Source organism: Archangium sp. Cb G35 (assembly GCF_001896145.1).
GTDB classification, from domain to species: Bacteria; Myxococcota; Myxococcia; order Myxococcales; family Myxococcaceae; genus Archangium; species Archangium violaceum.
Map to the genome: position 1 here is coordinate 147,469 of NZ_MPOI01000011.1, position 11,818 is coordinate 159,286.

Annotated in this window: 9 protein-coding genes; 3 read left to right on the forward strand and 6 right to left on the reverse strand. The window is 67.3% G+C overall.

All coding sequences use genetic code 11. The features are described from left to right. Positions 1-125: 125 nt before the first annotated feature. Positions 126-2,279 carry a hypothetical protein gene (locus tag BO221_RS31300; RefSeq protein ID WP_143195788.1) on the forward strand — a complete coding sequence of 718 codons (2,154 nt, stop codon included), beginning with the start codon at positions 126-128 and terminating at the stop codon, positions 2,277-2,279. Continuing rightward, positions 2,276-3,394 (forward strand): hypothetical protein, encoded by a 1,119-nt coding sequence (locus BO221_RS31305; protein ID WP_143195789.1) that lies wholly within the window; start codon positions 2,276-2,278, stop codon positions 3,392-3,394. The genes BO221_RS31300 and BO221_RS31305 overlap by 4 nt, the downstream gene beginning before the upstream one ends. A gap of 13 nt (positions 3,395-3,407) precedes the next feature. Here the strand turns inward: BO221_RS31305 and BO221_RS31310 are convergent, their stop codons facing one another. From BO221_RS31310 to metG, 3 genes are read right to left on the reverse strand one after another with little or no spacing between them, the layout of a single operon-like run. Continuing rightward, entirely contained in the window at positions 3,408-4,199 is a 792-nt protein-coding gene (locus BO221_RS31310) for a TatD family hydrolase (protein WP_073564513.1), read from the reverse strand. Further along, a complete protein-coding gene (locus BO221_RS31315) occupies positions 4,196-5,176 on the reverse strand; it encodes a HEAT repeat domain-containing protein (RefSeq protein WP_073564514.1) in 981 nt (326 codons plus the stop codon). The genes BO221_RS31310 and BO221_RS31315 overlap by 4 nt, the downstream gene beginning before the upstream one ends. A gap of 2 nt (positions 5,177-5,178) precedes the next feature. Next, a complete protein-coding gene (gene metG / locus BO221_RS31320; RefSeq protein ID WP_073564515.1) occupies positions 5,179-7,290 on the reverse strand; it encodes a methionine--tRNA ligase in 2,112 nt (703 codons plus the stop codon). 116 nt (positions 7,291-7,406) lie between these two features. Between metG and BO221_RS31325 the strand changes: the two genes are divergently transcribed. Continuing rightward, a complete protein-coding gene (locus BO221_RS31325; RefSeq protein WP_073564516.1) occupies positions 7,407-8,228 on the forward strand; it encodes an NRDE family protein in 822 nt (273 codons plus the stop codon). 74 nt (positions 8,229-8,302) lie between these two features. Here BO221_RS31325 and BO221_RS31330 read toward each other — a convergent pair whose 3' ends face one another. From BO221_RS31330 to BO221_RS31340, 3 genes are all read right to left on the reverse strand, one after another. Beyond that, positions 8,303-9,565, reverse strand: coding sequence for a PLP-dependent aspartate aminotransferase family protein (locus BO221_RS31330; RefSeq protein ID WP_073564517.1), 1,263 nt, complete (start codon positions 9,563-9,565; stop codon positions 8,303-8,305). Between the two features lie 128 nt (positions 9,566-9,693). Continuing rightward, a complete protein-coding gene (locus tag BO221_RS31335; protein WP_083681639.1) occupies positions 9,694-10,896 on the reverse strand; it encodes an ATP-binding protein in 1,203 nt (400 codons plus the stop codon). A gap of 20 nt (positions 10,897-10,916) precedes the next feature. Further along, positions 10,917-11,732, reverse strand: coding sequence for an alpha/beta fold hydrolase (locus BO221_RS31340; protein ID WP_073564518.1), 816 nt, complete (start codon positions 11,730-11,732; stop codon positions 10,917-10,919). Positions 11,733-11,818 lie beyond the last annotated feature (86 nt).

Consider the following 11,818-nt stretch of genomic DNA (forward strand, 5'->3'; position numbering starts at 1 on the left):
TGACGCCCCCCTGCTTGCTCGGGGGGAGGATTTGCCCAAAAGTAGAGGGTGTCGTTCAGTCCGGGGGGGGAAGAAGTCTCGGTGCCGTCTGCTGCTCCCGGAGTCATGGAACCGCGAGGAGCGCGATGCCCATCCACGCTGGCAGTTATTCGGTCCTCTCCACCACCAACACCGCTGTCCCGTTCTGGCCTCTCGCCCCTGGGACGAGTGTGGAGGCGGCCACCACGTTGCGTCCGCCATTGACAGCGGACCCCGTCGCTTCCGTCAGTGTGTTCGACATCGTCATCCAGATGTCACAGGACAACATCGTCACGAAGACCGAGGCGGCCCCCAACCCACCGCTGATGGGCAGGACGACCCAGGAGGGCACGACTGTCACCAGCATGCCGCTGCACTGGGACGATGCGTCCAGCCGCCGCATCCACATCTGCTTCGCCGTGGCGACACCCGATGAAGGCGTGCCCAAGCACAACCAGTTCGAGGGCACACTCCGGCTGAAAGCCTCTTATGTGAAGGCCTCGGGGCAGACCGCACATTGCGTGCTGGACGTAGCACTGCGGATCGGTCCGCGCCAACGCTGTGACGATCTGTTCGTCTTCTACGTGGTCCATCACGTACCGCCCCAGAGGTATTGCTGGATCAAACTGCGCGCGGTGGATGCCAACACCACCAAGGCCGTCGCGAGCGCCAACGTGAAAGCCGAGGTCCTGCGAGACAATTTCAACAACGGCTTCACCAACATCAATCGACAGGTCGCGCTGGAGACGAACAAGGAGGGCTACGTCTCCTGTGAAAGCAGAACAACCCTCGCGCTTCCCATCGACTGGCCGATCCTCTTCCGCGCCACCGTGCCCTCCCATTCCGCGGCAATGGGTTATCTACCCAGGGCGCACATGTTGCGTTTCACCAAGGACCACCTCAAAGGCAATACCCAGGACGCCCCTCTTCGTCCTGACAACATGCAACTGCAGCGGATCACCACCACGCAACTGGCCAATCGCCGCTTCCTGCTCGATCCGGGGCATGGCGTGGTCTATGGGCTCGCCGCGGCCCGCCGCTCCCAGGAATGGTTTGGCGCCCACCTCGTCGCGGACCGTATCGCCCATCTCCTGCAAACCCGGCACGGAGTGCCGCAAGAGAACATCTTCTGGACCCGGACCGCGGGGTTTGGCCTCATCGAGCCGGGTTCCGTCAACGCGGCAGCAGCCCCGGAGACGGGTGCACAGCGCTACGAGTTCAACCTCTCCCAGCGGCGTATCCGAATCCGCAACGGCAACCCGACGCTTCTCGCGCTCTCGGCGCTGCTTCTCACCCGGCATTCGGGAGACACCAACGCCGTGCTGCCCGTGGGAGCCGATGATCGAGCCCGCCTGCTCCAGATCAACACGGCCACGATCAACACCATCGTCGCACGTATCAACCAACAACTGCAGAGCAGCCACAGGCGTGTACAGCCCGGCTCCGTGCGATGGGACGTCACGACCAACAACTACGTCTACACGAGAGAGTCCACCCAGACACCGCCGGGAGGGAATACACCTCCCCCTCAGGTCCAGGCCTTTCCCATCACCACGCAGGACTGGTTCGAGGTGGATGATGCCATGCTGGAGGTCCTGGCCGATCGTTCCGCGCGCTGGTCTCTCGCCTGCGAGATTGGCGGAGATGGGAACTTCCAGACCTCGGCGCGGACAGCCATGCGGACGAGAGGGTTCGTGGATTACGCGCGTACGAAGGTCCTGCGCTACCTGCAACAAGGCTCCCCCCAGGCCTACTTCAATCATGGGACCAAGGCCTGGGGCCCTACACCTCGCCTCGCGTACATCAACGGCATCGACCCCGAGTGCGATCTCTACCTTTCGATCCATCTCAACGCGGGCGGCGCGGCCGCGAAGGGACAGGTGCTGCTGGTGTCCAGGACCGATCCGCCAAACGATCAGATCCGCCTCGCCAAGGTGTTCGTCAAATACGTGGATCCCTGCGGGCTCGGACTCCGGCAGGGCGGCGTTGCCGCGGAGGAACCCAACAATCCCGCCGCGATGCTCAGTGCCCAGAATCAGCGGCGCGAAAAGTATACCTATTTCGAGCTCGAGTTCATGGATGCAGCGCACTCCAGTGGCGGGCAGGGGCAATACCGCTACGGCGAACTGATAGAGGAGGAGCGCGTCAATGAGATGGCCGAACAGATCGTGGCTGGAATCGTCGAGTCCTTGCTGAACAGACAGCCCAATCTCGATGCGGTCACCTACCGCTCGACCCTTGGAGATCCCCCACTGTGGTGAACCGGCTCCGACTCGCCCAGGCAGCACTCCTGTGTTCCCTGCTCCTCGCCGCCCCTGTACAGGCGGGAGGATCCGCGCCCACGACCTCCGAGGCGCCCGCGCAGGTAGCGGCCATCGAATATGGGCCGCGGGGCGCACGGCCCGTCGTCATCCAGGTCTCCACCCGGCGGGTGCAGTGGACGGGAGACTGGAGACAGGACGCCGCCGTCGCGCACCTCTCCTGGTCTCCCGATGGCACCTTCCTCTTGTACCGGCAAGCCGACACCCTCATGAGGCACACCCTGGGGGAGCAGGGCAGCGTCAAGCTGGCCGAGGGCCTCGCCATGCCCCGACTACGGCCCGACTACGAGCTCCGTCCGGACGGCCAGCAGGTGGCACTCCGGCGTGCCCCCAGCAAGGTCGAGTTCCTCCCCGTGGGTACGGGAAATGGTGCGGCCGGAACATCCCACCAGGCCGACATGCCTTCCGGATGTCTCCCCTCCAGCATGCAATGGCAGCCCGATGGCAAGCTGCTGCATGTGCTCTGCGTCCAGGAGAGCTCGAAGACAGCCCCCCTCCTCGTGAAGCTCAATCCGGCAGCGGGGGTGGTGACTTCACGGCCCGCGCCGGACGTGGCGGAGCTGCTCGGCTGGAGCGAACAGCGCGGATTGCTGGTCTCGGGCAAAGCGGATGCGTACGGCCAGAGACCGGGAAACATGACGATGGATGGTTCGTATCAGCCACTCCGGCCCGCGCCAGCAATCCCCGAGGATGCGGAGGAGTCCCCACCCATCGACTTCGTCCAGGGCTACCTGCCATCCATTGACGGTTTCGTCATGGCCCGGGCGACCGAGGATCCCCACGACCCGGTCGTGCTGACCCTGGTCACGCCCGGAGAGTCCCCCGCGAAGCGGTGGCTCAAGGCCTTCAAGCGAGTGGGCACCATCTCCTATGGCGTTCCCGGTCCATGGGTCGCCTTCGTCGATCGGAAGCCGGCCGACCGCGCGGACGTGGGTGACATCTACATCGTCCGCGTGGGCAAGGAAGACGCGCGTCTCGTCGTCCGCGCGAACGCCAAACGGGACACCTTCTACGGCGGGCCCGAACCCCGGCCGAACAAAGCCAGGAAGCAATGAACCCGGCCCGCGGTCACACCGTGAAGCCGAACAGCGCCGCCGCGTTGGCCGTGGTCACCTCGGCCACCCGCTCGACCGTCACGCCCTTCAGCTCGGCGACTTTCTTCGCCGTCTCGACGACGTACGAGGGCTCGTTCTTCTTGCCGCGATACGGGATGGGCGCCAGGTACGGGCTGTCTGTCTCCACCATCAGCCGCTCCAACGGCGCGAAGCGCACCGCGTCCTGCAACGCCTCGGTCTTCTTGTAGGTGACCACTCCCGACAGCGACAGCAGGAAGCCCAGGTCCAGGTAGCGCCGGGCCGCCTCGGTGTCTCCCGTGAAGCAGTGGATGACGCCCCGGCTGATGCCCTCCTCCTTCAGGATGGCCTCGCACTCGGGATGCGCGTCCCCGCCCTTCGTCGACTCGCGCACGTGCACCACGAGCGGCTTGCCCAAGCGCTTCGCCAGCGCGCACTGCCTGCGGAACACCTCCCGCTGCACGTCCCGCGCGGAGTGCTCGTAGTAGTAATCCAGCCCCGCCTCGCCCACCGCGTGGATCTCCGGCCGGGCACAGGTGCGCTCCAGGTGCTCGAAGTCCGCCTCGGTGGCCCGGGCCGCTTCGTGCGGATGGATGCCGAGCGTGGCCGTGAGGAACTCCGGATGCGCCGCGGCGACCTCCAGCGCGATGCCCCAGTCACCCGGGCCCTGGAACTGGCCGACGATGACGGCATGCACCAGCCCGGCGGCACGGGCGCGCTCCAGCGCGGCGTTCACGTACTCGGAATCGGCACGATCGAAGTGGCAGTGGGAATCAACGAGCCTCATGGCATCTCCTGGATGAGCTCGGAGAGCTCGGCACGGGCTTCCTGCGACAACGAGGGCAGCACCGCCCGGACGCGCTCCCTGCCCTCGGGAACGCCGAGCAGCCACAGGCCCTCGGCGGCATCGAGCCGGTAGTCCTCGGGAACCCCGGGCTCGTCAATCAACGCGAGCAGCCACGGCAGGGCCTTCGGGTCCGCCAGGCGGCCCAGTCCCCGAGCCGCCGCGCCCCGGCAGTCGTCCTTCGGATTCGTGATGATGGTGTGCAGCCGCTCGAGCGCGCCCGAGGCCTTCACCTCGCCACACAGCTCCACGGCGAGGGCCCGGTCCTGCGACCAGTTCCACCGCCGCCGCTCCGTCCGCTTGAGCAGCCAGGCGGCCCCCTCGGCATCTCCCAGCTTCGCGAGCACTCCCGCGGCCTGGGTCTTGTCGAAGGCGGGCAGCATCCAGCGGCGGAACAGCCGCTGCACGGCCGGCAGCGCGCGCGCATCCCCCAGCTCGGCCAGCGCCCCGAGCGCACGGAAGCGGAGCAGATCCTCGTCGAGCGCCTCCACGAGGACGTCCAGCCCCGCGGGGTGTTTGAGGGAGGCCATGCCCCGGGCGGCCTCGAAGCGGACCTCGAAGATGGGGTCCTCGAGGGCCCGCGCCAGCAACCCACGGCAATCCGGCCGGACAAGGTCCGCGAGGCGCCCGGCGGCCTCCAGGCGCACGAGGCTCTCCTCATCGGCGAGCTGCGTGGCGAAGAAGCCGGGGAGTTCCTCGGCGGCGAGCACCGCGGAGGCCATGCCCACGCCCGTGCGGCGCACGGCCACCTGCTTGTCGGCGAGCAGCCGCTGGAACGACGCGGACATCTCGGGCGCGCGCGAGGCGTCCTCGGCGGCGATGTGGAAGAGCAACTCCGCCGCCTCGATGCGTAACCCCGGGTGCTTCTCGCGCTCGAGGGCGAGGAGCGCCCGGTCCCGTTCGGCCCGCCAGTCCGTCACGCTCACTTCACCTCGGAGCCGGGAGGCATGTCCCCCGGATCCAGCAAGGAGAGGTTCTTCCCGCCAGGTCCGGCGGTGAGGATCATCCCGCGCGACTCGATGCCCCGCAGCATGCGCGGCTTGAGGTTGGCCACCACCACCACGTTGCGGCCCTGCACCTGCTCGGGCTGGAAGGCCTCCGCGATACCGGAGCAGATGGTGCGCGGCTGCCCCTCGCCCAGGTCCACGGTGAGCTTCAGCAGCTTGTCCGCCTTGGGCACGCGCTCGGCGGCGAGCACCTTGCCCACCTTGAGCACCACCTTGCCGAAGTCACCGATCTCGATCTCCCCGGGCGCGGCCTCGGCGGGCTTCGCCTCGGGAGCCTTGGCCTCGGCGGGCTTGGGTTCCGCGGCCTTCTTCTCGCCCTTGTCACCCTTGCCCTTCTTCTCCTCCTTGGCCGGCTCGGCGGCGGCGGGAGGCTGGTCGATGATGGCGTTGACTCGCTCCTCCTCCAGACGCGGCAGGAGCGGCTCGGGGGTGCCCACGGGCCGGCTGCGGTCGAGCAGCGGGTAGCTCGCGGTGGCGAGCGCCTCGAAGGTGAGCGGCGGCGCGTTGAGCTGCGCGAACAGCTTCTCCGTCACGCGCGGAATCACCGGCGTGAGCAGCGCGCCCAGCAGGTAGGCCACCTCGGCGGCGTCGCTCAGGTCGGCGCGAGCGGCCTCGGGGTCCGTCTTCACCTTGGCCCACGGGGCCGCGGTCTGGAGGAAGCCATTCGCCGACTGGGAGATCTCCGTGATGATCCGGATGGCGGTGCGGAACTCGAGCTTCTCGAACGCCTCACGCACCTCGGGGACACGGGCCAGCGCGGCCTCCACCAGCGCCTTGCCGGGGCCCTCCTTCGTGGCGGGAGCCAGACGCTTCTCCAGTGCCGCACCCGCCAGCATGGACAGGCTGCGGTTGGCCAGGTTGCCGATGTTGTTCACCAGCTCGCCGTTCACCCGCAGGCGGAAGTCCTTGAGGCTCAGGTCGAGGTCCTCGACTCCGGCGCCCAGCGTGGCCGCGTAGAAGTAGCGCAGGTAGCTCGGGTCCAGGTGATTCAGGTAGGAGCGCACGGGGATGAGCGTGCCGCGGCTCTTGCTCATCTTCTCGCCGTTGACCGTGAGGTGGCCGTGCACCTTCACGCTCTCGGGCCGCTTGAGGCCGGCCTCCTTGAGCACGGCGGGCCAGAAGAGCGCGTGGAAGTAGACGATGTCCTTGCCGATGAAGTGGATGATGCGGGCGTCGCTGCCCTCGGCCCAGTAGTCCAGGGCGCTCTTGGCCTTGCCCGTCGTCTTCGCCCACTTCTCCGTGGTGGCGATGTACCCGATGGGGGCGTCCAGCCAGACGTAGAAGTACTTGTCCGTCTCGCCCGGGATGGCGAAGCCGAAGTACGGGCCGTCGCGGCTGATGTCCCAGTCCGCCAGACCCTGCTCGAAGAAGCCCTGGAGCTGGGTGGCGAGGCCGGGGTGGATGAACCCGGGCTTGCGCAGCGTCTCCTGCAGGAAGTCCGCGTGGCGCGACAGCTTGAAGAACAGGTGCGAGGACTTGCGGCGCACCGGCGGCGTACTGCACAGGGCGCACCGGGGCTCGATCAGATCCGTGGGGGCGTAGGCCTTGCCACACTTCTCACAGGCGTCGCCGTACTGGTCCGGCGCCTTGCAGTTGGGACAGGTGCCCTTGATGAAGCGGTCCGGCAGGAAGCGCTTGTCGGTCTCGCAGTATGCCTGCTCGATGTCGCGCTTCTCGATGTCGCCCTGCTCCTTCAGCTTGCCGTAGATGAACTCGGCGTAGTGCTTGTTCTCGGGCGAGTTGGTCGAGTGGAAGTAGTCGACGCTGACGCCGAGGTCGCGGAAGTCCGCCTGGTGCGAGTCGTACCAGCGGGCGACGAAGTCCTCGGGCTTGAGACCCTGCTTCGCGGCGTTGATCTCGATGGGAGTGCCGTGGGTGTCGTCGGCGCAGAAGTAGACGACGTCCTTGCCGCAGGAGCGCAGGAAGCGCACGTAGATGTCGGTCTGGACGTACTCGACGGCATGGCCGATGTGGATGGGGCCGTTGGCATACGGCAGCGCGCTGGTGACGAGGATTCTCTCCGCCATGGGTTCTCCTGAGGGGGGGCGGACATTAGCCGCTCGAAGGGCTCCGGTCATCGGGAAGTAATCAAGGAACGCACCTGATGCACCGGGGTCCCGGAGCTGTTATTCGACCCCACACGATGTGCACCATCGCCATCCTCCGCCACATCCACCCCGAGTGGCCGCTCGTGCTGGCCGCCAACCGCGACGAGTTCTACGCCCGCCCGGCCGCTGGTCCCCAGGTCCTGTCCCTCTCTCCCCGGGTCGTCGGAGGCCGCGATCTGGAGCGTCAGGGGACGTGGATGGGAGTGACGGACGGGGGCTTTTTCGTGGGTCTGACGAATCAGCGGGGCTCCGCCAACCTGACGCGGGCCCCTCGCTCGCGGGGCGAGGTGGTGATGCGCGCCCTGCAGGCCAATGACGTGGAGGGGGTCGACCGCTACCTCGCGGGGCTGGATGCCCGGGAGTACAACCCCTTCAACCTCCTCTATGGAGACGCCGGGGTGCTCCGGGTGGCGTACGCCCGCCCGGACTCCGAGCGGATTCACCAGGAGGATGTCCCGCCGGGCGTCCACGTGCTGCCCAACGACGTGCTCGACACCCCGGCCCTGCCCAAGGTGGCGAGGGCCCGGAAGCTGGCCGAGAAGGCCGCCCGGAAACCCTGGCCCGAGACCGTCCAGGAGCTTCAGGCACTGCTCGCGGACCACGTGCTGCCCGAGCGCACCCCGGAGTTCCTCCTCGAGGAGTTCCCCCCGGAGCTGCACGAGCGCATCCGCCAATACCAGGCACTCTGCATCCACACGCCAGAATATGGGACGCGCTCGTCGGCCATCGTCGCGCTCGCGCCTGGACGGGTGGCCCACTACCTGGCCGCCGACGTGGCCCCGTGCCAGGGGCCGTTCCAGGACGTCACACCACTGCTCTACCCGCCGTCAGGATTTCCCGCGCCTTTTCGTCCCTGAAGGTAGCTGCCCGGCCGGAGATGCCGAACACGCCACTGGTAATCGCCTGTAAAGCGACGCGGTTCAACTCCGCCCTAGACCTTGGAAAGGTCACCAACCAAAACGGCGTCTCCACTCGGGCAGCGACTCTTCTCCATCCCCTCCACCACTCCGTGGCCGAACGACTGCACCCCCTCCAGGGCGCGCTGCAGGTCGGCCCAGAGGTCCTCGGGGCTCTCCAATCCCACGCTGACCCGGAGCATGCCCGCGGAGATGCCACTGGCCTCGCGGTGCTTCTCGTCCACCACGCGGTGCGTGAGGCTCGCCGGGTGCTGGATGAGCGAGTCCACCGAGCCGAGGCTCACCGCCGGCGTGAGCAGCTCCACCCGCTCCATCACCTGGGCCGCCGCCTTCGCGCCGCCCACCACCTCGAAGGACAGCAGACACCCGGGCCCACGCATCTGCCGCCCGATGAGGCCCTCGGTGTCACAGCCGGGGAGCCCCGGGTACCACGTGCGGGACACGGCGGGGTGCGAGGCCAGGCGCTTCGCGAGGAACATGGCGCCACGCTGTGACTCGCGGACGCGCACGGGCAGCGTCGCGAGACCGCGGTGCAGCATGTAGCCCGCCTCGGGGTGGAGCACGCCGCCCGTGGCGATGCGCACCTGGCGCAACCGCGCCGCCCAGACCGCGTTCGTGGCCACCACGCCGCCCATGACGTCGCCATGCCCGCCGAGGAACTTCGTCGCGCTGTGCAGCACCAGCGAGGCCCCGAGCGCCAGCGGGTTCTGCAGCACGGGCGTGGCGAAGGTGGAGTCCACCAGCACGGGCACATCACCCGCCTGGGCCACCACCCGCGCGATGTCGATGAGCGCCAGCGTGGGGTTGGCCGGCGTCTCCACCACGACGAGCGACGTGTCCGGACGCACGGCCTTGCTCACGTGGTGCGGATGCGTCCAGGTGACCTCCACCCCCAGCAGGCCGCTGTCCAGCAGATGGTCCGTACCGCCGTAGACGGGACGGCACGCCACCACGTGCTTGCCCCCCTGGCGCGCCGCGAGCAACACCGCCGTCAGCGCGGCCATGCCCGAACCAAAGGCCACCGCCTCCTCGGCGCCTTCCAGCGCGGCCAGTGCCTTCTCGAAGCGCACCACGGTGGGGTTGTGCAGCCGGGCGTAGATGGGGTTGTCGCGCAGGGGTCCACCCTGGGTGAGCGCGTCGAAGCACTCGCCGATGCCTCCCATACTGCCCACGGGATAGGTGGTGGAGAGATCGATCGGCGGCGCATGGACGCCGAGCCCGGCCAGATCCTCCCGGCCAGAGTGGACCGCACGCGTTTCGAATCCGAGCTTCTTCATCCGAATTTCCTCCCGTGAGAAGGGCACGGGAAGAAATTACGCACCCATGCGACGAAGAAACATCGAATAGGCTGCGGAACCCTGCGGCGGAAGGGGCTCGGGACCGAATTGGCTTCGGCCAGGACGCGTCACTGCCGCAACGGCAGCAACAGGGTGAACCGGGTTCCGCGGCCCGGCTCCGACTCGACCGAGATGGAACCGTTGTGGTTCTCCACCACCTTGCGGCAGATGGCCAGGCCGATGCCCTGCCCCGGGCTGTTCGGATCCAGCTTCTTCAGCGCCTCGAACACGTAGTCGCTGTAGCGGTTGTCGAACCCCATCCCGTTGTCCGCGTAGATGATCCGCGCGAAGTCGGTGTAGTGGTACCTGCCCGTGTTGGCCCGGTAGGTGTTGTGCTGGAGCAGGCAGCACTCGATGCCGATCCTCGGCTCCTCCTCCGGCCGGCGGAACTTCACCGAGTTGTCGAGCAGCTGGAAGAACAACATCATCAACTGCCGGCGCCGGCCCTGGAGCACGGGGAGCTGCTCGCTGTGCAGCTCCATCATCGTGCCGGTCCTCTCGGTCACGAGCTGCCGGGCGCTGTCCACCACATCGCCCAGCGACACCTCATCGAGCGGCTCGTGGGTGTCATCCAGCGACACGAACTCCTGGAGCGCCATCACCAGCTGCTCCATCCGCGCGCTCTGGACCTTGATCCGATCCAACGAGCGCTGGCCCGTCGCCGATAGCACCTGGCGATCCTGCTGGGTGAAGAGACTCGAGAACATGGAGAGCTTGCGGATGGGCTCTCGCAGATCATGGGACAGGATGGTGCTGAGGCGGGTGAGCTCCTGGTTCTTCTGCTCCAGCCGGCTGATCTTCTGGTCCAGCTCCCGGGCATGCAGCTCCAGCTCCTCCCGGGCCCGGATCAGCTCCTCGTTGCCGCGCAGCGCCTCCTCCGCCATCCGCTTCGCCGCCAGCAGCTCGTCCTCGTACTTGCCGCGGTTGCGCACCGGGATGAGCGCGCACTGATTGACGACCCCGCCCTCCTGCTCCTTCCGCACGGCGTTGAGGAGCACGGGGATGCTCTCCCCGCTCCGGGAGCGCAGCGAGAGGAAGATCTCCTCCGCCTTGCCCTGCATCCGGATCATCGGGAAGAGGTGCGTCTGGTAGAACATGCGGCTGGCCAGCGTCAGGAGCGACTCGACGCGGCCGCCCACCAGCTCTCCCGAGGCGTACCCCAGCATTCCCGCCAGCGTGTCGTTGGCGGCCACCAGGGTTCCGTCATCGGTGAAGGTGAAGAAGCCACAGGGCGCGGTGTTCAGAGGCTCTTCCAGCAGGTGCGTCGCCATGACTTCTTCCCTACGTAGTCTCAGGACATGGGCACCTGGCCCAGGTAGTCCTTGATGATGGAGGTAGTCTCCTCCGGAGCGCTCATGTGCGGACAGTGTCCCGTGGCACGAGCGACCCGCAGCGTGCTGCGCCCCAGGTTGCGGTGAAGGTACTCGCCCACCTGCCGGGGCGCGATCAGATCGTCCGAGCACTGGAGGATGAGCGAGGGCACCGTCAGCTTGGGCAGATCCTTCCGGTTGTCGGAGAAGAACGTCACCTCCGCGAACCGCCGGGCGATGGTCGGATCCGTGGAGCAGAAGCTCTCCGTCAGCTCCTGGCCCAGCTCCGGCCGATCCGGTCTGTTCATCACCATCGGCGCCAGGAAGTTCGCCCAGCCGATGTAGTTCTTGTCCATCGTCTGCAGCAGCTCCTCGATGTCCTTCCGCTCGAAGCCGCCCACGTAGTCAGGAGCCTCGTTGATGTAGCGGGGCGAGGGAGCCACCAGGACGAGCCGCTGGAAGCGCTCGGGCTCGCGGATGGCGGCCAGCAGCCCGATCATGCTGCTCACCGAGTGGCCGACGAGGATGACGTCCTTCAGGTCGAGGGCCCGGCAGATATCGAGGATGTCCTCCGCGTAGCCGTTCAGACTGGAGTACCGCTCACGGTTGTACGCGCGGAGGTCCGATTTGCCCGAGCCGACGTAGTCGAACAGGACGGCCCGGTAGTCCGCCTCGAAGGCGGGGGTCACGAAGCGCCACATGTTCTGATCGCAACCGAAGCCGTGCGCGAAGAGGATCGGCTGGCTGCCCCTGCCCGTCACCTTGACGTTGTTGCGGGAGAGGACGTCGTTGGCCATGGGCTTCGAAGCCCGGAGAGATGTGCTTTCAGGGTGGATCATGACCCCACGCGTTACCGGTAGAAGACGATCCCCACCAGGGCGGA